General features: G+C 72.6%; 18 protein-coding genes. 14 read left to right on the top strand and 4 right to left on the bottom strand.

Annotated elements, in window-relative coordinates:
- Window positions 1–38: 38 nt before the first annotated feature.
- A complete protein-coding gene (locus tag OHS81_RS08905) occupies window positions 39–824 on the bottom strand; it encodes an amino acid ABC transporter ATP-binding protein (protein WP_328384072.1) in 786 nt (261 codons plus the stop codon).
- A gap of 276 nt (window positions 825–1100) precedes the next feature.
- Here OHS81_RS08905 and OHS81_RS08900 point away from each other — a divergent pair, with 276 nt between their 5' ends.
- The 3 genes from OHS81_RS08900 to OHS81_RS08890 all read left to right on the top strand — a co-directional run bounded on the left by OHS81_RS08900 (window position 1101) and on the right by OHS81_RS08890 (window position 3705).
- Window positions 1101–1841, top strand: coding sequence for a response regulator transcription factor (locus OHS81_RS08900; protein WP_328384070.1), 741 nt, complete (start codon window positions 1101–1103; stop codon window positions 1839–1841).
- A gap of 16 nt (window positions 1842–1857) precedes the next feature.
- Complete coding sequence (locus tag OHS81_RS08895; RefSeq protein ID WP_328384068.1) at window positions 1858–3273, top strand: sensor histidine kinase; 1416 nt, start codon at window positions 1858–1860, stop codon at window positions 3271–3273.
- A gap of 228 nt (window positions 3274–3501) precedes the next feature.
- Window positions 3502–3705, top strand: a complete 204-nt coding sequence (locus OHS81_RS08890) for a cold-shock protein (RefSeq protein WP_006602702.1) — start codon at window positions 3502–3504, stop codon at window positions 3703–3705.
- Window positions 3706–3837: 132 nt separating this feature from the next.
- On the opposite strand, the gene OHS81_RS08885 is transcribed toward OHS81_RS08890, so the two are convergent.
- A complete protein-coding gene (locus OHS81_RS08885; RefSeq protein WP_328384066.1) occupies window positions 3838–4833 on the bottom strand; it encodes a TAXI family TRAP transporter solute-binding subunit in 996 nt (331 codons plus the stop codon).
- Window positions 4834–5184: 351 nt separating this feature from the next.
- Here OHS81_RS08885 and OHS81_RS08880 point away from each other — a divergent pair, with 351 nt between their 5' ends.
- From OHS81_RS08880 to OHS81_RS08870, 3 genes are all read left to right on the top strand, one after another.
- Complete coding sequence (locus OHS81_RS08880; RefSeq protein WP_328391000.1) at window positions 5185–5727, top strand: DoxX family membrane protein; 543 nt, start codon at window positions 5185–5187, stop codon at window positions 5725–5727.
- 96 nt (window positions 5728–5823) lie between these two features.
- Window positions 5824–7338, top strand: coding sequence for a tRNA (N6-isopentenyl adenosine(37)-C2)-methylthiotransferase MiaB (gene miaB / locus OHS81_RS08875; protein ID WP_328384064.1), 1515 nt, complete (start codon window positions 5824–5826; stop codon window positions 7336–7338).
- 96 nt (window positions 7339–7434) lie between these two features.
- A complete protein-coding gene (locus OHS81_RS08870; RefSeq protein ID WP_328384062.1) occupies window positions 7435–8145 on the top strand; it encodes a class III extradiol dioxygenase subunit B-like domain-containing protein in 711 nt (236 codons plus the stop codon).
- Between the two features lie 113 nt (window positions 8146–8258).
- Here the strand turns inward: OHS81_RS08870 and OHS81_RS08865 are convergent, their stop codons facing one another.
- Entirely contained in the window at window positions 8259–8684 is a 426-nt protein-coding gene (locus OHS81_RS08865) for a hypothetical protein (protein WP_328384061.1), read from the bottom strand.
- Between the two features lie 183 nt (window positions 8685–8867).
- Between OHS81_RS08865 and miaA the strand changes: the two genes are divergently transcribed.
- The 6 genes from miaA (at window position 8868) to hflX (ending at window position 17298) form a co-directional block, all read left to right on the top strand.
- Window positions 8868–9806 carry a tRNA (adenosine(37)-N6)-dimethylallyltransferase MiaA gene (gene miaA, locus OHS81_RS08860; RefSeq protein WP_328384059.1) on the top strand — a complete coding sequence of 313 codons (939 nt, stop codon included), beginning with the start codon at window positions 8868–8870 and terminating at the stop codon, window positions 9804–9806.
- A gap of 108 nt (window positions 9807–9914) precedes the next feature.
- Complete coding sequence (locus OHS81_RS08855; RefSeq protein WP_328390998.1) at window positions 9915–10430, top strand: hypothetical protein; 516 nt, start codon at window positions 9915–9917, stop codon at window positions 10428–10430.
- Between the two features lie 127 nt (window positions 10431–10557).
- Window positions 10558–11433, top strand: coding sequence for a diaminopimelate epimerase (gene dapF / locus OHS81_RS08850; protein ID WP_328384057.1), 876 nt, complete (start codon window positions 10558–10560; stop codon window positions 11431–11433).
- A gap of 197 nt (window positions 11434–11630) precedes the next feature.
- Window positions 11631–13820: a RelA/SpoT family protein gene (locus OHS81_RS08845; RefSeq protein ID WP_328384055.1), complete on the top strand. Its 2190-nt coding sequence runs from the start codon at window positions 11631–11633 to the stop codon at window positions 13818–13820.
- A 145-nt stretch (window positions 13821–13965) separates the two neighbouring features.
- Window positions 13966–15627 (top strand): M1 family metallopeptidase, encoded by a 1662-nt coding sequence (locus OHS81_RS08840; protein WP_328384053.1) that lies wholly within the window; start codon window positions 13966–13968, stop codon window positions 15625–15627.
- 183 nt (window positions 15628–15810) lie between these two features.
- A complete protein-coding gene (gene hflX, locus OHS81_RS08835; RefSeq protein ID WP_328384051.1) occupies window positions 15811–17298 on the top strand; it encodes a GTPase HflX in 1488 nt (495 codons plus the stop codon).
- Between the two features lie 118 nt (window positions 17299–17416).
- Here hflX and OHS81_RS08830 read toward each other — a convergent pair whose 3' ends face one another.
- Entirely contained in the window at window positions 17417–18607 is a 1191-nt protein-coding gene (locus OHS81_RS08830) for a trypsin-like serine peptidase (RefSeq protein WP_328384049.1), read from the bottom strand.
- A 280-nt stretch (window positions 18608–18887) separates the two neighbouring features.
- On the opposite strand from OHS81_RS08830, the gene OHS81_RS08825 reads away from it, so the two are divergent.
- Together OHS81_RS08825 and OHS81_RS08820 are read left to right on the top strand one after the other, a co-directional pair.
- Window positions 18888–20282, top strand: a complete 1395-nt coding sequence (locus OHS81_RS08825) for a diaminobutyrate--2-oxoglutarate transaminase family protein (RefSeq protein WP_328384047.1) — start codon at window positions 18888–18890, stop codon at window positions 20280–20282.
- The gene (locus OHS81_RS08820) at window positions 20279–22294 is read left to right on the top strand and encodes an IucA/IucC family protein (RefSeq protein ID WP_328384045.1); all 2016 of its coding nucleotides are present in this window, start codon (window positions 20279–20281) and stop codon (window positions 22292–22294) included. Before OHS81_RS08825 ends, OHS81_RS08820 begins: the two co-directional genes overlap by 4 nt.
- The last annotated feature ends 315 nt before the right edge of the window (window positions 22295–22609 follow it).

Here is a 22609-nt window from a genome sequence, read left to right as displayed (position 1 = left end):
CAGCAAGTGTTGGCAATGACGGTGGCCCGACTGCGGCCTCAGTGGTGGAGGATCTTCGACAGGAAGTCCTTGGCGCGGTCGCTGCGCGGGTTGTTGAAGAACTGGTTCGGCTCAGCCTCTTCGACGATGCGGCCGTCCGCCATGAAGACGACCCGGTTCGCTGCGGAGCGCGCGAACCCCATCTCATGGGTGACCACGATCATCGTCATGCCGTCCCGGGCGAGCTGCTGCATCACGTCCAGCACCTCGTTGATCATTTCCGGGTCGAGCGCGGACGTCGGCTCGTCGAACAGCATCACCTTCGGGTCCATCGCCAGCGCACGGGCGATCGCCACCCGCTGCTGCTGACCGCCGGAGAGCTGTGCGGGGTACTTGTCCGCCTGGGTGCCGACGCCGACCCGGTCGAGCAGGGCGCGGGCCTTCGTCATGGCGTTGGCCTTGTCCGTCCTGCGGACCTTGGTCTGCCCCAGCATCACGTTCTCGAGCACCGTCTTGTGCGCGAAGAGATTGAAGGACTGGAAGACCATGCCCACGTCGGCGCGCAGCCGGGCCAGCTCCCGTCCCTCCTGCGGCAACGGCTTCCCGTCGATCGTGATGCTGCCGCTGTCTATGGTCTCCAGGCGGTTGATCGTGCGGCAGAGCGTCGACTTGCCCGAGCCCGAAGGCCCGATCACGACGAGGACCTCGCCGCGGTGGATCGTCAGGTCGATGTCCTGGAGCACGTGCAGCGCGCCGAAGTGCTTGTTCACGTTGTCCAGCACGACCAGCTGGTCCCCTGCCGGCGCGGGACCCTCGGCGTTCTTGGTCACCGATACTTCGCTCATCGGCGTGTAGCTCCGTCCTCCTCGGTTGGGAGGACAGTAATGACGCCCTGCGACCAGCGTCATTACTTCTGAGGGGAACTTGAGGATAACGATCCGGCCGCAAACGGACACTCTGCGTCAGGCGGGGTCCCCGCAGGGCGACGCCGGCCCGGCCCCGCGGGCGTACCGGCTGGGTAACGGATGGCGGCCAGGAGGTGGCCTCCTCTTGACGCGCATGCCTCGTATCGCCGTAGATGCCCTGTGGCCCGTACACACGCACCCCGGGAGGAGGCACGCATGAGACTGCTGCTCGTCGAGGACGACGATCATGTCGCCGCGGCCCTGTCCGCGGTGCTGGCCAAGCACGGCCTGTCCGTCGTGCACGCACGCAACGGCGAGGAGGCGCTCAAGGCCCTGCTGCCCGCCCATGCGGAGCCGTTCGCGGTGGTGCTGCTCGACCTCGGGCTGCCCGACCAGGACGGCTTCGAGGTGTGCGGCCGGATCCGCAAGATCTGCGCCACCCCCGTCATCATGGTCACCGCGCGGTCCGATGTGCGCTCCCGCATCCACGGCCTCAACCTCGGCGCCGACGACTATGTCGTCAAGCCGTACGACACCGGTGAGCTGCTGGCCCGTATCCATGCGGTGAGCCGGCGCAACGCGTCCGGCGGCGCCGAGCAGCCTGCCGACGAGGGCGTCCCCGGCGAGGCGCTGTATCTGGGCGCGGTCACCGTCGAACTCCCCACCCGCCAGGTTTCCGTGGACGGCGCCGCGGTCCCGCTCACCCGCAAGGAGTTCGACCTGCTGGCGCTGCTCGCCCAGCGGCCCGGTGTGGTCTTCCGCCGGGAACAGATCATCAGCGAGGTGTGGCGCACGAGCTGGGAGGGCACCGGCCGGACCCTGGAGGTCCACATCGCCTCACTCCGCGCCAAGCTGCGGATGCCCGCCCTGATCGAGACGGTGCGCGGCGTCGGCTACCGCCTGGTCGTCCCGGCCGCCGGCGCGGGGCGGCGGCTGCCCGCCTCCCCGGCCTCCTGAAGGCCGCCGCTGCCAGGTGCGCACCCGACTCCTGCCTCTCCTCATCGTCCTCATGGCCGGTGTGCTGCTTGCGCTGGGCATCCCGCTGGGTGTGATCACGGCCGGCGTGGAGCAGCAGCGGGTGGTCGTCGACCGGATCGACGACGCCGCGCGCTTCGCCTCCCTCGCCCAGTTCGTCACCGCCCGCCCCGCCACGGACACCGACAGCAAGACCCCTGAGGAGGACGAGCGGCTGGCCACCCTCCGTACCGAGCTCGCGCGCTACTACGGCCTCTACGGGATCCGGGCCGGCGTCTTCTACCGCGATCACACTCCGATGGCCGCCGCCCCGGCCGGTATGCCGGTGCCCCGCGACGGCGAGGGCGCCCAGGCCTTCCGCGAGGCGCTGGCGGGCCGTCGCAGCCATGATCCGCACCAGATCTGGCCCTGGGACGACACCGGACGCATCCCGGTCGCCTCACCGGTGATCCGCGACGGCGATGTGGTCGCCGTCGTGATGACCGATTCGCCCACCGGACATCTGCGCGCCGGCGTCCTGCGCAGCTGGCTGCTGATCGCGGCCGGGGAGTGCGCGGCCATGCTCGTCGCCGTTGCCGCGGCCTTCCGCCTCACCGGCTGGGTACTGCGCCCGGTACGCGTCCTGGACACGGCCAGCCACGACATCGCCACCGGCCGGATGAACGCCCGCGTGGCGGCCACCGCAGGACCGCCCGAACTGCGCCGGCTGGCCCGCTCGTTCAACGAGATGGCCGACCACGTCGAGGATGTCCTGGAGCAGCAGCGTGCCTTCGTCGCCGACGCCTCCCACCAACTGCGCAACCCGCTGTCCGCGCTGCTGCTGCGCATCGAGCTGCTGGCCCTCGAACTCCCCGACGGCAACGCGGAGATCGCCTCGGTCCGCACCGAGGGCAAGCGGCTGGCCCGCGTCCTGGACGATCTGCTCGACCTCGCGCTGGCCGAACACACCGCCGCCGACCTCCAGCTCACCGATGTCGCGGCGCTGGCCGCCGAACGCGTCGGCTCCTGGCGCCCGCTGGCCGACGACAAGGGCGTCCTCCTCACCTACGAAGGCCAGCGCGCCGTCACCGGCTGGGCCGACCCGGTCGCGCTGTCCAGCGCGCTGGACGCCGTCGTCGACAACGCCCTGAAGTTCACCCCGGAGGGCCGGCCGGTCACCGTCGGTGTCGCAGCGGCGGGCGAGCGCGTCCAGGTCACCGTCGCCGACCGCGGCCCCGGCCTGACCGATGACGAGCTCGCCCGGATCGGCGACCGCTTCTGGCGCAGCGGCCGCCACCAGAACGTCTCCGGCTCCGGGCTCGGTCTCTCGATCACCCGCGCCCTGCTCACCGCGGGCGGCGCCACCATCGCCTACGCCCCGCACCCGCCGCACGGGCTGAAGGTCACGGTCACCGTGCCGCGCACCGCCCCCTGACGGGGCCCGTGACGGGCCGGCGGGCACGGTCCGCGGAGCCTCCCCGGCACCTGTGCTACCGTGAACGGCGTTGCAGTTGTGGTACCCATGATGAACTTTGTGCGCGCCCGGAGGCTGGATGCCCCGGGCGTTCCTTGTTTCCGGACCTGTTCCGGTGTGGGGCAATCATCTCGGCGACAAGGAGGCCGCGCAGTGTGGTCTCCGGTTTGCCCCATGAAGGAGAAAAACATGGCTTCCGGCACCGTCAAGTGGTTCAACTCGGAAAAGGGCTTCGGCTTCATCGAGCAGGACGGCGGCGGCCCCGACGTCTTCGCCCACTACTCGAACATCGCCGCCCAGGGCTTCCGTGAGCTCCTCGAGGGCCAGAAGGTCACCTTCGACGTGACCCAGGGCCCGAAGGGCCCGCAGGCGGAGAACATCGTCGCCGCCTGACGCTCTCGCGTCCCGTGATCGGGGCCCGCACCGGTCCGTCCGGTGCGGGCCCCGGTCCGTTCGCGGACGCGGTGAGCTCAGCGCTTCGTGCGCATCGTTTCCGGCCCGGTGCTTTCGGTCAGTGCTTCCGGCTCACGGCTTCTGGGACAGGTAATAGCGCCGGGCGCCCTCATGGAGCTCCAGCGGATCGGTGAACACCGCCGTCCGCAGATCCACCTTCTGCGCGGCATGGACCTGGCGCCCGATCGAATCCCGGCTGCCGATGACCGTACGGGTGATGCCCTGGGCCATCACCGGGTCCTCCCGGTCGGTCGTGACCAGCAGATTCGCCACCGCGATCGTCTTCACGGCCTGCCCGTCCTGGGCCAGGGGATAGGCATCGGCGGGCAGTACCGCCGCCCGGTAGTAGCGGGTCCGCTCGCCCTGCCGGTGCAGGGCCGGGCTGAGATCACCGAGCGGGACCAGCCGCACCGGGAAGCGCTGTGCCAGGCGCTGCACGGCCGTCGTGGGCAGCCCGCCGGACCAGAAGAAGGCATCCAGTTTGTGCTGCTCCAGCAGCTTGGGCATCTGGTCGATGCCGACCCGCACCGGCTCGATGTCCTCGTGGAAGTCCAGCCCGGCCGCCTCCACCAGCCGCCGGGTGACCAGCTGGACCCCGGAGTCGTCGGTCCCCACCCCCACCCGCAGCCCCCGCAGATCCTTCGTCGAGCGCACCGCGGACTTCTTCGGCACCACCAGCTGCATGTAGTCGTCGTACAGCCGGGCGCAGGCCCGCAGCCGGTCCGCGCCCGGCTCGCCCCTGACCTCGTAGGTGGCGACCGCGTCGGCCGTCGCGATGGCGAAGTCCGCGCGCCCGGAGACCAGTTGCCGCAGATTGTCGATGGAGCCCTCGGTGCGGGCCAGCCGCAGATCGACGTCCGGCAGGTCGTGCGCCAGATCCTGCTTCAGCAGCTCCCCGTACCGTGCGTACACGCCGGTCGGCACGCCCGTCGCCAGCGTCAGTGACCCACGGGGCGTGGGCTCACCGCCCATCGCCAGCAGCCACCACAGCGCCAGTCCGAGGGCGACCAGTGCCGCGACCGCCGCCTGGAAGGCCCGGCGGCCGGTGCGGGAGAAAGCTGTGACCATGGGCGGGATCCTGCCAGTACCGCGGCGGGAAAGGGAGGGGCAGGACCTCCTGACGGGAGGTGCGGGACGTCCTGACGGGAGGTGCGGGACCTCCTGACGGGAGGTGCGGCACCCGGGGCGGGGCGCCCCGGTGTGCGACCGCCCTTTGCAGACGGCACTTCGCGTAGCACGATCGATAGGGGAGGTTTCCTCCTCCCGACCTCTCGACGTAGCGGGGACCTGGCACGTCTCCCACCGCGCGCCGACCGGCGCGCACCCCACTCGATCCCCTCCACCCTGAGCGCACCGGCGCCGGTGTCCGACACCGCGGCCATGACGCGCCGGTGCGGGAAGCGAGTCACCGTGAAACCGCTGAAACCGCACACCGAGCCGCGGACGGATGCCCACGCCCGGCCCGACACCCTCCGCTCACCGCCGCTCGCCGCCGACCTCGGCCTGCTCCTCCTGCGCCTGACCGTGGGACTGCTCCTGGCCGGACACGGCGCCCAGAAGCTCTTCGGGATCTTCGGCGGCCAGGGCCTCGCCGCCACCGGCAAGGGCTTCGATGCCCTCGGCTACCACCCCGGCAAGTCCTTCGCCTGCCTCGCCGGAGTCTCGGAATTCCTCGGCGGCCTCGGCCTCGCCGTAGGGCTGCTCACGCCCCTCGCGGCCGCCGCACTCATCGGAGTGATGATCAATGCCATGGTTGTGTCGGCGCCCAAGGGGCTCTGGGCGATGACCGGCGGCATCGAATATCCCCTGACCATCGCCGTCGTCGCGCTGGCCGTCGCGGCCACCGGACCCGGCCGCTTCGCGCTCGACCGCCCCTTCCGCTGGGGGCACGGCGGCCTGGGCAGCGCGGCCTTCGCGCTGGTGGCGGGCGGCGTCGGAGCCGCCATCGTGCTGGCCCTGTGAGGCGGGCCGCCCGCGGCGCGGCACACCCGGGGCTGCCGGATCCGGCCCGAAGACTCCGCGGCGGGAGGTACTTCCCGTACCGCCTACCCTTGTTGCATGACCAGCAGCGACCGGAGCCAGGCAGTGGGCGTGAACAAGAGTTACGAGATCCGCACCTACGGGTGCCAGATGAACGTCCACGACTCCGAGCGGTTGTCGGGCCTGCTGGAAGAGGCCGGATACGTCCCCGCGCCCAAGGACGGCGACGGCGCCGACGTGGTGGTCTTCAACACCTGCGCGGTGCGGGAGAACGCCGACAACCGGCTCTACGGCAACCTCGGCCAGCTCGCCCCGAAGAAGGCCGCGCGCCCCGGTATGCAGATCGCCGTGGGCGGCTGTCTGGCCCAGAAGGACCGCGACACCATCGTCAAGAAGGCCCCCTGGGTCGATGTGGTCTTCGGGACGCACAACATCGGCAAGCTGCCGGTGCTGCTGGAGCGTGCCCGCATCCAGGAAGAGGCGCAGGTCGAGATCGCCGAATCGCTGGAGGCGTTCCCCTCGACCCTGCCCACCCGGCGCGAGAGCGCGTACGCCGCCTGGGTCTCGATCTCGGTGGGCTGCAACAACACCTGTACGTTCTGTATCGTCCCGGCGCTGCGCGGCAAGGAGAAGGACCGCCGGCCCGGCGACATCCTCGCCGAGATCGAGGCACTGGTCGCCGAGGGCGTCAGCGAGATCACCCTGCTCGGCCAGAACGTCAACGCCTACGGCTCCGACATCGGCGACCGCGAGGCCTTCAGCAAGCTGCTGCGCGCCTGCGGGCGGATCGAGGGCCTGGAGCGGGTGCGTTTCACCTCCCCGCACCCCCGCGACTTCACCGACGACGTCATCGCCGCCATGGCCGAGACGCCCAACGTCATGCCCCAGCTCCACATGCCGCTGCAGTCCGGCTCGGACACCGTGCTCAAGGCGATGCGCCGCTCGTACCGCCAGGAGCGCTTCCTCGGCATCATCGACAAGGTGCGCGCCGCGATGCCGGACGCCGCGATCTCCACGGACATCATCGTCGGCTTCCCGGGCGAGACCGAGGAGGACTTCGAGCAGACGCTGCACACGGTCCGCGAGTCCCGTTTCGCCCAGGCCTTCACCTTCCAGTACTCCAAGCGCCCCGGCACCCCGGCGGCCGACATGGAAGGGCAGATCCCCAAGGCCGTGGTCCAGGAGCGCTACGAGCGCCTGGTCGCCCTCCAGGAGGAGATCTCCTGGGAGGAGAACAAGAAGCAGGTCGGCCGCACCCTGGAGGTCCTGGTCGCCGAGGGCGAGGGCCGCAAGGACGAGGCGACCCACCGCCTGTCCGGCCGGGCCCCCGACAACCGCCTGGTGCACTTCACCCGCCCCGACGAGCCGGTCCGCCCCGGCGACACGGTGACCGTCGAGGTCACCTACGCCGCCCCGCACCACCTCCTGGCGGAGGGCCCGGCCAAGGCGGTCCGCCGCACCCGCGCCGGTGACGCCTGGGAGAAGCGCAACGCCGCCCCGGCAGAGAAGCCCCAGGGCGTGCTGCTGGGCCTGCCCACCATCGGCGCCCCGGCACCGAGCCCGGCGCCCGCCGCCGGCTGCGGCTGCGACTGACCGGCCGCGACCGCCCGGCCTCGTACCGGCCGTCTTGCCTGGCGCCCCGCAGGGCGCCAGGACCGGCCCCGCACCAGGGGCGTTACGCTGCGTGGCATGCTCGTAGCCGCCGCTGTCTGCCCCTGCCCGCCGCTCCTCGTCCCGGAGGTGGCCGCCGGGGCGGCGCCCGAACTCGATGCGCTGCGCGCCGCCTGCCTGGACGCGCTCGGCGTGCTCGCCGCGGCGCGCCCCGACCGGCTGGTCGTCCTGGGCCCGTCCGACGAGGCCGGCCGGGGCCCGTATCCGCAGGGCGCCCCCGGCTCCTTCCGCGGCTTCGGGGTGGATCTGGAGGTGCGGCTGGGCGCCGCGGAGACCGTGCCGGAGCGGGAACTCCCGCCGTCGCTGGCGGTCGGCGCCTGGCTGCTGTCGCGTACGGAGCGGGCCGACGCCCCCGTGGAGGCGCTGGGAGTGGCCGAGTCGCTGCCCCGCGACCGTGCGCTGTCGGCGGGCCGGGAGATCGCGGCGTCCGCGCCCCGGGTGGCACTGCTGGTGATGGGCGACGGCAGCGCCTGCCGGACGGTGAAGGCGCCCGGCTACTTCGACGAGCGGGCCGAGGCCTTCGACGCCGCCGCGGCGCGCGCCCTGGGCACCGCCGACACCGAGGCGCTGGCCGCCCTGGACGAGGAGCCGGCCGCCGCCCTCCAGGCGTCCGGACGGGCCTGCTGGCAGGTGCTGGCGGGCGCGGCCGAGGACGCGGGCCTGAGCGGACGGCTGCTGTGCGAGGAGGCCCCGTACGGCGTGGGCTACTTCGTGGCGTCCTGGTCGTAGCGCGGCACCGGGGGCGGGTACCGCGGCACCGAGGACGGGTACGGCGACGGCCGCGAGGCGCTTCGCCCCGCGGCCGTCGAGCTCCGTACGGCGAGCACGGTGCGCACGGCGGGCTACTGCCGTGCGCCCTCGCTGTCCGCGGCGGCCTCGGCCGACTGCTGCCGGGGGATTCCGGCGCTCTCACCGGCCTTCTCACCGGCCTTCTCACCGGCCTTCTCACCGGCCTTCTCCGCCGGCGGCCCGTCGCCGGCCGCCGCTTCGGCCGCAGCTCCTCCGGACGCCTCCGGGGCCGCCGGCCCGGGTGCCGTGGTGTGGCCGGCGGCGCCCTCGTCCGCGCAGGAGTCTCCCGCGCGGGAGACTGCGGCCTCCCCGGCGGCATCGGAACCCTCCGTGGCCGCCGGAACGACCGGCCCCGCCGGCTTCTCGGCGGGCTCCTCCACCTCGGCCGGCTTCTCCGCCCCGGCCGTCACCGCCGTGGTGGCGGGCTCCTCCGTCGACGCTTCGGACCTACGGCGGCGAAACCGCGAAAACACGCCCATAACTGCTCCTACGCTCTTCAGATGGCGACATCCCGTGCCGCCGGGGAACGGTCCCTTGCGCCGCCCGCGGGCGCCGGTGAGGCGCACCGGCCACTCGGGACCTCGCAACAGGCAACGACCCCATCGGTTGCCCGTCACGTCGCTCGTTCGGGACGGGGGTGCGATGTTTGCGAGACTGGCGGGGTGAACACCGTCGTTCCCGCTCCGCGGGTCATCGCCGTCGTCGGTCCCACCGCGGCCGGAAAGTCCGATCTGGGCGTCGCGCTCGCACAGCACGTGGGGGGCGAGGTCATCAATGCCGACTCGATGCAGCTCTACCGCGGCATGGACATCGGCACCGCCAAACTCACGCCCGAGGAGCAGCAGGGTGTCCCGCACCGCCTCCTGGACATCTGGGACGTGACCTGCGCCGCCAGCGTCGCCGAGTACCAGCGGCTGGCCCGCGCCGAGATCGACCGGCTGCTCGCCGAGGGCCGTACCCCGGTCCTCGTCGGCGGCTCCGGCCTGTATGTACGCGGTGCGATCGACGCCCTGGACTTCCCCGGCACCGACCCGGAGGTGCGCGCCCGGCTGGAGGCCGAACTGGCCGCAGGGGGCAGCGGCCCCCTCCACGCCCGGCTGGCCGCCGCCGACCCCGAGGCCGGCCGCGCGATCCTGGCGAGCAACGGCCGTCGCATCGTGCGCGCCCTGGAGGTCATCGAGATCACCGGCCGCCCCTTCACCGCGAACCTCCCCGGCCACGAAGCGGTCTACGACACCCTGCAGATCGGTGTCGATGTCGCGCGCCCCGAGCTCGACGAGCGGATCGCCCGCCGGGTCGACCGCATGTGGGAAGCGGGCCTGGTCGACGAGGTGCGCCGGCTGGAGGGCCAGGGGCTGCGTGCGGGCCGTACGGCCTCGCGGGCGCTCGGTTACCAGCAGGTGCTGGCCCAGCTCGCGGGGGAGTGCACCGAGCAGGAGGCGCGCGACGAGACGGTGCGCGCCACCAAGCGCTTCGCGCGCCGTCAGGACTCGTGGTTCCGCCGGGACCCGCGGGTCCACTGGCTCAGCGGAGCCGCCGAGCACCGCGCGGAACTTCCCGGGCAGGCGCTGGCGTTGCTCGAACGACCGGTCACAGCCTGATCACGTCATGGCATCGGGACGCTCCGGCCGTCATCCGGGCCCCTGAGGGCGTGTCATCATCGACCTTCGATCGAGGCGTGCAGTCTGCAGTGGGGAGGGCGCGTGGCAATGGAGGCCGGCCCTCGCAACCGAGCGCAGCAGCCGGACGGCGGCACTGACCCGGCACCCCTGACCGACGACGGTCCGGACGCCGAGGACGGCCTGCCCGGCGCCGCACCCGACCCGGACACGCTGGACGACTCCGACGCCCCGGACTCCGGTGCCGACGGCCCCGGCGAGGGCGGCGAGTCCTTCCGGGAGCTGCGCCCGCCACCCCGGCTGCGGCTGTGGCAGCTGGCGCCGATCGTCGCGCTCGCGGTCCTCGGCTCGCTGATGTTCGCCTTCCCCCTCGCCTTCGAGCTCGGCGGCGACGGCGGTGCGATGATCGCGATGCTCGGCCTGCTGCTGTGCTGCTGCGCGGCCGGCTGGGGCATGATGGCCGCCCGCCGCGTCGGCCACACCTGGCCCGGCCTCCCGGTACCGGGCTCCGGCCGCCGCGCCGACTGGCGCGTGGTGCTGCTCTACGCCCTCGTGGTCGCGATCCCGGCCTCACTGGCCATCTGGCGCGTGGCCCGGCTGCGCTGAACCGGGGGCGGGGTTTCCCCTCTCCACGGACGGTCCCTGTCTCCACGGACGGTTCCTGCGTGCCGTGTACGGGCGCAGGCCCGGCCCCGTCAGGCCGATCCCTCCGGTGGCCCCGTACGATGCAGGGGTGACCAGTACGCAGCGCCTCGCCTACCTCAAGGGCCACGGTACCGAGAACGACTTTGTGATCGTCCCGGACCCGGACGGCCGCCTCGACCTGCCCGCGACCGCCGTCGCCAGGATCTGCGACCGACGGGCCGGACTCGGCGGCGACGGTGTGCTGCGCGTCGTCCGGTCCGCCGCGCACCCGGAGGCGCAAGGCCAGGCCGACGAGGCCGAGTGGTTCATGGACTACCGCAACGGCGACGGCTCGATCGCCGAGATGTGCGGCAACGGCGTCCGTGTCTTCGCGCGCTACCTGCTGCACGCCGGCCTGGTCGAGGCCGGTGACCTCGCCATCGCCACCCGCGCCGGCGTGCGCCGCGTCCACGTCGCCAAGACCGGCGATGTCACGGTCTCGATGGGCCGCGCCGAGCTCTTCGAGGAGAGCGTCGTCGTCACCGTCGACGGCCGCAGCTGGCCGGCCCGGAACGTGAGCATGGGCAATCCGCACGCCGTCGTCTTCGTCGAGGATCTGGCCCACGCCGGCGATCTGCTGGCCGTACCGCCGTTCAGCCCGGCGTCGGTTTATCCCGACGGCGTGAACATCGAGTTCGTCGCCGACCGCGGACCGCGCCATGTGGCGATGCGGGTCCACGAGCGCGGCTCGGGCGAGACCCGCTCCTGCGGCACCGGCGCCTGTGCGGTCGCCGTCGCCACCGCCCGCAGGGACGGCCCGGCCCCCACGGAGACCGGCACGCCCGCCACCTACACGGTTGATGTGCTCGGCGGCAGCCTCTCCATCACCGAGCTGCCCGACGGCACGGTCGAGATGACCGGACCGGCCGAGATCGTCGCCGAGGGCACCTTCGACCCCGCCTGGCTGGCCGCCGCGCTCGCCTGACGCGACCCCTGCGACCTCCCGGGCCCGGGCCTTTCTCGCGGAACGGCTACGGCCGAAAGGGTCGCTCGAACGGGTGATCCGTATCACTCTGAGCGAGAGGCGGACAGCGCTGCGTGATGGGGTCGGTAGCATCAAGCACCGGCCCGGACGCCCCAACTGACGCGCCCCACCGCCGGTCGACGCTGCCGGAGGTGCCCATGAGCGCAGAGGCCACGAACCCTGGTAACCCTGGAGCAGCGGGCCGCAAGCGCGGACGCCGCCGGCTGGAGCTCAGAGGCCTGCGCCGGATCGGCCGGGCCGCCCTGCTCGGACCCGCCCCGCGCGACGGCCTCCCGCACGCCCTGGAGCACGTCGCCAAGGTGCACCGCGGACACCACCCGGACGCCGACCTGGACACCCTCACCCGGGCCTACCTGCTCGCCGAGTCCTCGCACCGCGGCCAACTGCGCAAGAGCGGCGAGCCGTACATCACCCACCCGCTCGCGGTGACCCTCATCCTCGCCGAACTGGGCGCGGAAACCACGACGTTGACCGCCTCCCTGCTCCACGACACCGTCGAGGACACGGAAGTGACGCTGGATCAGGTACGGGAGCGGTTCGGCGCGGAGGTCTGCTATCTGGTCGACGGTGTCACCAAACTGGAGAAGGTCGACTACGGCGCGGCGGCCGAGCCGGAGACCTTCCGCAAGATGCTGGTGGCGACCGGCAACGACGTCCGGGTGATGTCCATCAAGCTCGCCGACCGGCTGCACAACATGCGCACCCTCGGCGTGATGCGCCCCGAGAAGCAGGCCCGGATCGCCAAGGTGACCCGCGATGTGCTGATCCCGCTCGCCGAACGCCTCGGCGTGCAGGCGCTCAAGGCCGAGCTGGAGGACCTCGTCTTCGCGATCCTGCACCCCGAGGAGTACGCCACCACCCGGGCCCTGGTCATGGAGTACGCCACCCGGCCCGACCCGCTCACCGCCCTCGCGCAGCGGGTGCGCACCGTCCTCGACGAGGCGGGCATCGACGCCGAAGTCCTCGTCCGCCCCCGGCACTTCGTCTCCGTGCACCGCGTACGCCTCGCCCGCCGAGAGCTGACCGGCGCGGACCTCGGGCGGCTGCTGGTGCTGGTGGCGGAGGACGCCGACTGCTATGCCGTCCTCGGCGAGCTGCACACCTGCTTCACCCCGGTCGTCTCCGAGTTCAAGGACTTCATCGCGGCCCCCAAGTTCAACCTCTACCAGTCGCTGCACACGGCGGTCACCGGCCCGTCCGGGGAGATCGCCGAGACGCTGATCCGTACGCACCAGATGCACCGGGTCGCCGAGGCGGGGGTGATCGCGCTGGGTAACCCGTACGCCCCCACGGACGGCGCGGACACCCCCGAGGGTGAGCGGGCCGACCCGACCCGCCCCGGATGGCTCTCCCGGCTGCTGGAGTGGCAGCGCACCACCCCCGACCCGGACACGTTCTGGACCTCGCTGCGCGACGACCTCGCCCAGGACCGGGAGATCACCGTCTTCTGCACCGACGCCCCGTCGGACGGCTCGTCGGCCGTTCCGGGCGGTGCCATCGGTCTGCCCGCCGGGGCGAGTTGTGTGGACGCCGCCTATGAACGGCACGGCGAGGTGGCGCACTGCTGTATCGGCGCCCGCGTCAACGGTCGGCTCGCCACCCTCTCCACCGCCCTGCACGACGGCGACAGCGTGCAGCTGCTGATGGCCCCGGACTCCGCGGCCGGCCCCTCGCCCGAATGGCTCGACCACGCCCGTACGCCCGCCGCCCGGCTCGCCATCGCCCGCTGGCTGGCCGGGCCGCAGGCGCCCGGCGCCCGCCCGGCCGGTGCCGGTGAGGGGCCCGTCGCGGGGCCCCCGGCCGACCGCCGGGCCGCGGACGACGACCGGCCCGGAGCGGCCCCGGTCGCGGCGTCGGTCCTCGTGGTGGCGGATCTGCCGGGCGCCGCGGTCCGGCTGGCGGGCTGCTGCACCCCGGTGCCGCCGGACACCGTCACCGGATTCGCCGTACGGGGTGGCACGGTCACCGTCCACCGCGCCCTGTGTCCCGCCGTGGCCCGGATGGCGGCCACCGGCCGGCAGCCGGTCGGGGTGCGCTGGCGGGGCGCAGGCCCGGGGGGTCACGGCTGCCGGGTCACCCTCCTGGCCGAGGCCTTCAGCCGGCCGCATCTCCTGGCCGACCTCACCGAAGCCATCGCTTCCCAGGGCGCCGCCGTGGTGTCCGCCGCCGTCGAACCCCCGCGCGAACAGCGGGTCCGCCACACCTACACCCTGCATCTGCCGAACGCCGCCGGGCTGCCGTCCCTGATGCGGGCCATGCGCCAAGTGCCAGGAGTCTTCGACGTGTTGCGGGCAGGACGCTCCCGCCCGGCGGCGCTGCGCCCCTGAACGGGGCAGTTCGGCCCACAGGGTGACGGCCCGTCGGAAGCCACTCCGTCCGGCGGCGTAAGACGGACGCACGATCCGCCGCCCGTTCGGGTGCCGTTTGCCCCGTCACCCGCGGGGGAGGGGGCGGCGTTGGTAGCCGTAGTGCATGTCCCTTCCCCTGCGCCGCCCTTCACGCGACCCCGTTCGCCCCGCCGCCGCCCCGCCCCGCGACCCGAGCGGGCGGCTCCGATGGACCGGCCGCCGGGCCGCCGCCCTCGGGCTGGCCGCGCTCGCCACCCTCGGCATGGCCGAACCGCCGTTCCTGGGGCCACAAGGCCTCGGCGACCGGCTCTTCCCCCTGCTCGGCAACACCGGCTACGACGTCACCTCCTACGACGTCTCCCTGGACTACTCCGGCCACAACGACCGGCCGCTGAACGCCACCACCGTGATCACCGCCCGGGCCACCACCGAGCTCGACCACGTCAACCTCGACTTCGCCCGCGGCACCGTACGCTCCGTGAAGATCGGCGGCCTGCCCGCCGCGCACCAGCAGCACGGCGAGGACCTGGTGCTCACCCCGGCCTTCCACCTCTCCAGCGGCCAGGAGGTGAAGATCGCCATCGAGCACACCAGTGAACCCCGCGGCACGGGGGACGGCGGCTGGCTCCGTACCTCCGACGGTCTGGCGATGGCCAACCAGGCGGACGCCGCGCACCGCGTCTTCCCCTGCAACGACCACCCCTCCGACAAGGCGCTCTTCACCTTCCACATCACCGCGCCGCAGGAACTGACCGCCGTCGCCAACGGACTGCCCCTGAGCCCCGGAGCCCGCGCGGGGCGCCGCACCTGGACCTATCGCACCACCCACCCCATGGCCACCGAACTCGCGCAGGTCTCCATCGGGAAGTCCAGCGTGGTGCTGCGGCACGGACCGCACGGCCTGCCCGTCCGCGATGTGGTCCCGACCGCGCACCGCCGGGCACTGGCGCCCTGGCTGGCGAAGACCCCGGCCCAGATCGCCTGGATGGAGCGCAAGGTCGGCCCCTTCCCCTTCGAGGCGTACGGGGTGCTGATCGCCAGCGCCAGGACCGGCTTCGAACTGGAGACCCAGACCCTCTCGCTCTTCGAGAAGGCCATGTTCACCACCGACCGGCTGCCCGCCTGGTACGTGGAGTCGGTGATGCTGCACGAGCTGGCCCACCAGTGGTTCGGCGACAGCGTCAGCCCGCGCCGCTGGTCCGACGTCTGGCTCAACGAGGCCCATGCCACCTGGTACGAGGCCCTTTACGCCCAGGAGCGGAGCAACGGCCGGGCCACCCTGGAAGCCCGTATGCGTCATGCGTACCAGGAGTCCGACGGCTGGCGCGCCGAGGGCGGGCCGCCCGCCGCGCCCAAGGCCCCGAGCGCGGGACAGAAGATCGGTATCTTCCGTCCCATCGTCTACGACGGCAGCGCGCTGGTCCTGTACGCCCTGCGGCAGAAGATCGGCACCGCCGCCTTCGACCGCCTGGAACGCACCTGGGTCGAGCGGCACCGCGACGGCGTGGCGGACACCGCCGACTTCGTGCAGCTGTCCTCCCAGGTCGCCGGTCAGGACCTCACCGTCTTCTTCCAGGACTGGCTCTACGGCGACCGGACCCCGCCGATGCCGGGGCATCCGGAGTGGCTGCACAAGGGGCCCGCGGCAAAGTCCGGGCATCCCAAGGGGGCTGTCGCAAAGCTCGGGCACCCCAAGGGGGCGGGCGCCGGCCTCGGGCCCAAGGGGGCGGCCGCCAAGGCCCCCGCGCCCAGGGGAGCCGCCGCACACCCCGGAAAACCCGTGTGACGGCCTTCCCGGGGCATGGGACCATCGTCGGGACGGCACCGGCCGGCCCGGGAATCTCCGGGACCGCTCGGACGTTGTCACCAGCGACGGACGCGGCAGCGCCGCGGCGGTCGCCGCACCACCGACAGTCCCGGCGGGAACCCCAGGTCCCCGCGAGGGCTCACCGACGACGCGAAGGATCAAATGACCTCCTCTTCTTCCCTTCCGCAGGACCGGCAGCGCCTCCCCGAGAGCCTTCGGGCCAACGCCCTGATGGAAGAGGACGTCGCCTGGAGCCACAAGATCGACGGGGAGCGTGACGGCGACCAGTACGACCGTTCGGCCCGTGCCGCGCTACGCCGTGTAGCGGGTCTGTCCACCGAGCTCGAGGACGTCACCGAGGTCGAGTACCGGCAGCTCCGCCTGGAGCGCGTGGTGCTCGTCGGCGTCTGGACCTCCGGCACGGTCCAGGAGGCCGAGAACTCCCTCGCCGAGCTCGCCGCTCTCGCCGAGACCGCGGGCGCCATGGTGCTCGACGGCGTCATCCAGCGCCGCGACAAGCCCGACCCCGCCACGTACATCGGCTCGGGCAAGGCGCTGGAGCTGCGCGACATCGTGCTGGAATCCGGGGCGGACACCGTGGTGTGCGACGGTGAGCTCTCCCCGGGCCAGCTGATCCACCTCGAGGACGTCGTCAAGGTCAAGGTGGTCGACCGGACCGCCCTGATCCTCGACATCTTCGCCCAGCACGCCAAGTCCCGGGAGGGCAAGGCGCAGGTCTCGCTGGCGCAGATGCAGTACATGCTTCCCCGGCTCCGCGGCTGGGGCCAGTCGCTGTCCCGGCAGATGGGTGGCGGTGGCTCCGGTTCGGCGGGCGGCGGTATGGCCACCCGTGGTCCCGGTGAGACCAAGATCGAGACGGACCGGCGGCGGATCCGCGAGAAGATGGCGAAGATGCGCCGGGAGATCGCGGAGATGAAGACCGGCCGGGACATCAAGCGCCAGGAACGCCGGCGCCACAAGGTCCCCTCGGTCGCCATCGCCGGCTACACCAACGCCGGCAAGTCCTCCCTGCTCAACCGCCTCACCGGCGCCGGTGTCCTGGTGGAGAACGCCCTGTTCGCCACCCTGGACCCCACCGTCCGGCGGGCCGAGACGCCCAGCGGACGGCTCTACACCCTCGCCGACACCGTCGGCTTCGTCCGGCATCTGCCCCACCACCTCGTCGAGGCGTTCCGCTCCACGATGGAGGAGGTCGGCGAGTCCGACCTCATCCTGCATGTGGTCGACGGCTCGCATCCGGTGCCCGAGGAGCAGCTGGCCGCGGTGCGCGAGGTGATCCGCGAGGTGGGCGCGACGGACGTGCCCGAGATCGTGGTCGTCAACAAGGCCGACGCGGCCGACCCGCTGGTGCTGCAGCGACTGCTGCGCCAGGAGAAGCACGCCCTCGCGGTCTCGGCCCGAACGGGCCAGGGCCTGGACGAGCTGCTGGCCCTGCTGGACGAGGAGCTTCCCCGGCCGCGGGTCGAGATCGAGGTGCTGGTGCCGTACACCCACGGTGCCCTGGTCTCGCGGGCGCACGCCGAGGGCGAGGTCCTCTCCGAGGAGCACACCGCGGACGGCACCGTCCTCAAGGCGCGGGTCCACGAGGAGCTGGCCGCCGAACTCCAGCGCTTCGTCCCCGCGGCGTAGCGGCCGGGCGGCACACCACGGCACAAGGCCCGCTCCCGGGAAACCGGGAGCGGGCCTTCGTCATGCTCCTGCGCGAGGCGCGGGCGGCGCCGTCCCCGGTACCACCCGCCTCATCCGCTTACTGCTTGGTGGCCCACTTCTTGCTCATGGCGTCGAAGATGCTCTTGGCCTCGGGACCCAGGTGGGGACCGGCGGACCAGCGGGCCGGGCGCGGCCCCATCGACATGTTGGAGATCAGCTCCGGCTTGCCGTCCTTGCCCTTGGCGAACCAAGGACCACCGGAGGAACCGCCGGTCATGGTGCAGCCGATCCGGTACATGGTCGGCTTCTGGGCATCCATCGACAGACGGGTCGGCTTGTCGGTGCACTGCTGCTGCGCCGCACCGTCGAACGGCGGCTCGGCGGGGTAGCCCTGCGCCGTCAGGCTCGGGATCTTGGCCATCGCGGGCGCATTGAAGTCCACCGCGTACGCACCGCCGGCGACCTCCTCCAGCGACTTGCCGCCCGTGCTCTCCTCGGGCTTCACATGCATCAGCGCAAAGTCGTACGGAGCCATCGGCACGCCCGGAACGGCGCCGCCGGCCTTGATCCACTGCTGCGACGTCGCCATGTCGTCCGCCCACCACTTGCCCGACGGGACGCGGTCCTCGTAGGGCTTGCCCTTCATCTGGCCGGCGCTGCCGCCGGTCCTGTTGAAGTTCGGCACGAACATCATGTTGCGGTACCAGCCGCCGTTCTTGCCGGCGTGCACACAGTGCGCCGCGGTCCACACGAGGTTGGACTTACCGGGGTGCGCCGGGTCCTTGACCACGGTGGCCGAGCAGCGCGACCCGCCCTCGGGAGTGCTGAACAGCAGCAGGCCCACACCGGGAGCGGTCGAGGTGTACGGGGTCTTGACGGCCTGAGCCGGAACGGCGGCGGGCTCGGGGTCGGTCTTGCCCTGGTCCTCCGAGATGTCCTCGGGCTTGCTGGGGTCCTGGGGCGGCTTGACCTTGTCGATCTTGTCCTTGTCCCAGAAGTCCTTGATGATCGGGTTGATGAACTCCCCGGCCTCCCGGAGCCACTTGTCGCGGTTCCAGTTCTTCCACTCGCCGTTCTTCCACTTGTCCAGGTCGAAGCCGTGCTCCTTGAGCTTGTCCTGGATGTCCTGAGGAATCTTGAAGTCACCCCCGCCCGTGGAGTCCTGCGCCGCGGACTGGCCGGGCTTGGCGTCCGCGTTGTCGCTCTCGGGTCCGCAGCCGGTGGCGGTGAGCGCCACGACAGCGGTGAGGGCGGCGGCGGCCAGGACTGGCCGGCGTATGGATCGCATGGGTGAGCTCCCCCTGGTGAATTCGGACTGAGCCGGTGTGGCTCGTTTGGTGTGCACGGGTCCGGTCTTTGTCATGAACCCCAAGATCCCGGCGCAACACCCCACTATGCCGGTGACGATGGGGACGGCGGTACTCGGGTCCCCGGTTCCACGCCATCAAGGATCTTGCCGACAACCGTGATCTCGGGTCGCCGCCGTCGTTGGTACGTACGGGGGACGGCCGGGCTGCCCCCAGCCCGCGCGGCATTCCGCAGCTCACCAGCAGGAGGACACAACTGCCGTGGTGTTGACCGAAACCGTGCCGGCGGCAGCGCCGCCGGCCCATGAGGGGATCCTGCGGCGGCAGTCCCTGCGCGAGTCCGCCGCCCGTACCTACGCGCGCTCGCTGCCCATCGTCCCGGTGCGCGCCCGCGGACTGACCATCGAGGGCGCCGACGGCAGGCGCTATCTCGACTGCCTCTCCGGCGCCGGCACACTGGCGCTCGGCCACAACCACCCGGTGGTGCTCGAAGCGATCCGGACGGTCCTCGACTCCGGCGCGCCGCTGCACGTCCTCGACCTGGCCACCCCCGTCAAGGACGCCTTCACCACCGAGCTCTTCGCCACCCTGCCTCGGGAGTTGGCCGAAAAGGGACGCATCCAGTTCTGCGGCCCGGCCGGCACGGACGCCGTGGAGGCCGCCTTCAAACTCGTCCGCACCGCGACCGGCCGGGACGGCCTGATGGCGTTCTCCGGCGCCTACCACGGCATGACCTCGGAAGCGCTCGCCGCCTCCGGGGGAGCGCAGCACACCAGCGTGGTCCGGCTGCCCTACCCGTACGACTACCGCTGTCCCTTCCAGACCGGCGGCGAGCGCGGCGCCGAGCTCGCCGCGCGCTGGACCCAGAGCCTGCTCGACGACCCCAAGAGCGGGGTGCCCCGGCCGGCCGGGATGATCCTGGAACCCGTCCAGGGCGAGGGCGGCGTGATCCCCGCGCCGGACGCCTGGCTGCGGCGGATGCGGGAGATCACCGCCGCCCGGCGGATCCCGCTGATCGTGGACGAGGTACAGACCGGCGTCGGCCGCACCGGCGCCTTCTGGGCGGTCGACCACAGCGGCATCGTGCCCGATGTGATCGTGCTGTCGAAGGCGATCGGCGGCAGTCTGCCGCTCGCCGTGATCGTCTACCGCGAGGAACTCGACGCCTGGCAGCCCGGCGCCCACGCCGGCACCTTCCGCGGCAACCAGCTCGCCATGGCCGCCGGCGCCGCCACCCTCGCCTACGTCCGCACGAACGGCCTCGACCGGCGCGCCGCGGAGCTCGGCGCCCGGATGCTCGACCGCCTCACCTCCCTCGCCGCCGCCCATGACTGCATCGGCGACGTCCGCGGCCGCGGACTGATGCTGGGCATCGAGCTCGTCGACCGCACCGCCGACGCCGACGCCACGGGCGCCCGCCCCGCCGACCCGCAGCTCGCGGCGGCCGTCCAGCACGCCTGCCTGGACCGCGGCCTGATCGTCGAACTGGGCGGCAGGCAGTCCGCCGTCGTCCGGCTGCTGCCGCCCCTGACCATCACCGACGAACAGGCGGACGCCATCCTCGACCGCCTCGCCGACGCCCTCACGGCGGCGGTCCGCACCACCCCCGGGCCGACGGGCTCGTCCCCCACGACAATGCGAGGCACCTCCCCATGAACGAACGCCCCGGCCCCGACGGCGGCCAGCCCGCCGAGCGCATCCCCGCCCACCAGGGCGCGGGCACCATCGAGTCGGTACCCCGCCAGCAACGGCGCGCCCCCGACGCCGCCTGCCACCAGCAGACCCACGAGGCCCCGGAGCGGGGCGCCCCCGGTCCCTACGACCGCGCCCGGGTGTCCGGTGACCACGACCCCCTCGACCACCCGGACCCGGCGGTCGCCGCCGACGCCGCGGGCGTCGAGCACCTGCTGCGCTGCTGGCTCCGGGAGAGCGGCACCCCGCACCCCGCCGAGGGCGAGGTGGTGATCCCCCTGCGCGCCGCCGCGGGCGCCCTGCGCATCCCCGTCCGCTACTGGTCGCCCACGGGCTGGCACCGTCTGGGCGCCCCCACCCTCGACGGCGCCCCGGCCGGAGCCGCCCCGCTGGACGCCGTCACCGTCGCCGCGCTGCTGCGCCGGGAGGCCGCATACGGCGACCGCCGGGCCTCCGATGGCGGGGAGCACCGGGTGGCGGACACCGACGAGCGGCCGGACCCGGACGGTATGGGCCGGCCGGCACCGGACGGCGGCGGCGCCGAACTCATCGGCCGGGTCGCCAACTCCGTACGCAACGTCGCCCTCTTCCTCACCGACCGGCGTGCCCGGCCCGCCGACGACCACGGCGCCCTCTTCCTCGAAGCCGAACAGTCCCTTCTCCTCGGCCACCCGCTGCACCCCACCCCCAAGAGCCGCGAAGGGCTCTCCGAGGCCGAGACCCGGGCCTATTCGCCCGAACTCCGCGGCGCCTTCCCGCTCCACTGGACGGCCGTGCACCGCTCCGTCCTGGCCGCCGACTCCGCCTGGACCGAACGCGGCAAGCCCGTACCGGCCGAGCAGCTTGCCAGGGACCTCGCCGGGGACGGCCTCCGGCTCCCCGACGACACCGTGCCCCTGCCACTGCACCCCTGGCAGGCCAGGGAGCTCGCCGACCGCGCCGACATCGCCGCCCTCCGCGAGGCCGGTCTGCTCTACGACCTCGGCGCCCACGGCCCGCTCTGGCACCCCACCTCCTCCGTCCGCACGGTCTACCGCCCCGACGCGAACGCCATGCTGAAGCTCTCCCTCGGGCTGCGCATCACCAACTCCCGCCGGGAAAACCTCCGCAAGGAACTGGCCCGCGGCGTCGAGGTGCACCGACTGCTGCGCACCGGCCTCGCCGAGCAGTGGCAGACCGTCCACCCCGGCTTCGACATCGTCCGCGACCCGGCCTACCTCGCCGTCGACGGCTTCGACGGCGCACCCGTCCAGGGCCTCGACGCCGTCATCCGCCACAACCCCTTCAGCACCACCGACGACGCCGTGTGCATCGCCGGCCTCACCTCCCCGCGGCCCTGGCCCGGCCGCTCGGGCGTGCGCTCCCGGCTCGAAGACCTCGTCTGCACGCTCGGCGCGCGCACCGGCCGCCCCCTGGGGGCGGTGGCCACCGAGTGGTTCCTGCGCTACCTGGAAGCAGTCGTACGGCCCGTGCTGTGGCTCGACGGCACGGCCGGCATCGTGCTCGAAGCCCACCAGCAGAACACCGTGGTGCTGCTGGACCCCGATGGCTGGCCGGTCGGCGGCCGCTACCGCGACAACCAGGGCTACTACTTCCGCACCTCCCGCCGCGCCGAGCTGGAGCGGCGCCTGCCCGGTATCGGCGTGGCCGGCGACAGCTTCGTCGCCGACGACGTCACCGACGAACGCTTCGCCTACTACCTCGGCATCAACAACGTCCTCGGCCTCATCGGCGCCTTCGGCTCCCAGCGCCTGGTCCGCGAGGAGATCCTGCTCGCCGCCTTCCGGCGGTTCCTCGCCGATGCCGCCGCGGCACCGCGGGCGCACCGCTCGCCCCTCCCGGAACAGCTGCTCGCCGCCCGCACGCTGCGCTGCAAGGCCAACCTGGCGACCCGCCTGCACGGCCTGGACGAACTCGTCGGCCCGGTCGAAACCCAGTCCGTCTACGTCACCCTGCCCAACCCCCTCGCCCCCTAGAGCATGTCTTCAAAGTCCCGTCGTTCGCCCGCAGGGCGGGCCTCGCGGTGTCTGGTGCACTTCACTCGCTCCGCTCGCTTCGTCTCGGCTCCTTATGAAGTCCGTGGATGCCGAGCACGATCGCAAGGCGGAGGGTCTTCCCGGTACTGGGTGTACCGGGGAGATCCCGACAACGCGGATGGGGGTCCCCCTCCCGCGCCGTTCAGGCGTGGGGGAGCGCGTGCCAGACACCGCGAGGCAGGCGGGACTTTGAAGACAGGCTCTAGCCGCCCACCGCACCCTCCGACAGCAGCCTTCAGCCCCCGTCCCCGGCGC

The organism is Streptomyces sp. NBC_00400, from assembly GCF_036048035.1.
In the GTDB taxonomy this organism is placed as follows: domain Bacteria; phylum Actinomycetota; class Actinomycetes; order Streptomycetales; family Streptomycetaceae; genus Streptomyces.
This window is presented reverse-complemented; position numbering and strand designations above follow the sequence as displayed.